The sequence below is a fragment of the Pedobacter sp. 01T416_2 genome, from assembly GCF_056398925.1.
In genome coordinates this window covers 1-1,541 of sequence record NZ_JBFTQI010001061.1, presented here as the reverse complement: position 1 = coordinate 1,541, position 1,541 = coordinate 1, and the positions used below count along the sequence as shown (strand labels likewise).

General features: G+C 38.2%; 2 protein-coding genes. Both read right to left on the bottom strand.

Features of this window, described 5'->3' with window-relative positions:
• Positions 1-85: 85 nt before the first annotated feature.
• Positions 86-730: a LutC/YkgG family protein gene (locus AC1DPQ_RS27340; protein ID WP_477584600.1), complete on the bottom strand. Its 645-nt coding sequence runs from the start codon at positions 728-730 to the stop codon at positions 86-88.
• Positions 731-793: 63 nt separating this feature from the next.
• Positions 794-1,541 (bottom strand): ATP-dependent metallopeptidase FtsH/Yme1/Tma family protein (locus AC1DPQ_RS27335; protein WP_477611503.1); only part of this gene is annotated, 748 nt, incomplete at its 5' end.

The following is a 1,541-nucleotide window of genomic DNA, read 5'->3' as shown; positions in this document are numbered from 1 at the left end:
GTACGGAAACTATGATTAAGGCAGTAGCAAAGTAGTTGCTGCCATTTTTAGTTCTGAGCGGTATTTGTCAAAATTAATTACAGTCTTAACTAAAATCATCAATCAGAAACACAAAAAGCTCTTTAGGTCCGTGCGCGCCTAAAACCAAAGTTTTTTCGATATCGGCAGTTCTGCTTGGGCCTGTAATGTTGCTGATCATTGATGGGATTTGATTGCCATACTTGTTCTTCAATAACAGAAAAGCATCTTTAAGATCTAAAACCAACTGACTGGTTTTGGCGATCACGATGTGATGATGTGGAAAGATACTAAGCCTTCTTCCTGCAGCACCCTGGTTAGTTACCATTACACTTCCATTACGGGCAATTAAGGCTTCGCAAAGGGTAATGCCTACCTCGGCCTGTTCAAAATCTTTATCGGTTTGGTAAAAAGGAAATTCATATTTGCTCAAAAACTGTTGAAGTTCTGGTTCCCAGCAGTATATTTTCCGCCATTTAAACTTGTCGGCCAGCTGTAGCATGTTTTCAAAAAAATCGATCCCGTCTTCGCAGAAGATAAAGTTGCCAGATACGGCGGTGAGCTGTTCGGCAAATAATACCTCTAGCTCATCTGTATTTTTTTTATACAATTGACTTTCTTCTAAATTAGGATAAGGGTTTTCGCGCTTCTCTAATAGTGCTTTCCTTATCTTTTTTAGTATTTGTTCTTTCGCTGTCGTATTATCCTTCATTATAAAAAAAAGCTACCCTAATAATTAAACTAGGGTAGCAAATGTAATAATAGAAATTATTATTTATGCTTCTACCGGAGTAATATGTCCGGGAGTTCCGCTTTCTCCTTGGTTTTCGAATAATCGTTTACCAAAAATCACTTCTAAATCGTCTTTAAATAAAACTTCTTTTTCAATCAGGATATCAGCCAATTGGATCAATTTATCTTTATTTTCTTCCAATAAACTAATTGCTCTTTGGTATTGGCCTTCAATTAATGCCGAAATTTCTTTGTCGATAGTTAAAGCGGTATCCTCTGAATATGGTTTAGAGAAATTATACTCGTTCTGACCAGATGAATCATAATAAGTAATGTTTCCTAATTTATCGTTCAAACCATAAATGGTAACCATTGCTCTGGCTTGTTTGTTCACTTTCTCTAAATCGCTAAGTGCACCGGTAGAAATGGTATCGAACATCACTTTTTCAGCTGCCCTACCACCCATAGTTGCACACATTTCATCAAGCATTTGGTGAGGGCGAACAATTAAGCGTTCTTCAGGCAAATACCAGGCTGCACCTAGGCTCTGTCCGCGTGGTACAATAGTAACCTTAACTAAAGGCGCCGCATGTTCTAACAACCAGCTTACTGTGGCGTGACCAGCCTCGTGTATCGCAATAGCGCGTTTTTCGGCTGGTGTAATGATTTTGTTTTTCTTTTCTAAACCACCTACAATTCTATCAACAGCATCTAAGAAATCTTGCTTATCAACTGCCGATTTATTTTTACGGGCAGCAATTAATGCCGCTTCGTTACAAACATTTGCAATG

What these genes read in the sequence shown, in the direction of transcription:
- AC1DPQ_RS27340 (WP_477584600.1), bottom strand. Translation starts at nt 730, where the DNA reads ATGAAGGATAATACGACAGCGAAAGAACAAATACTAAAAAAGATAAGG.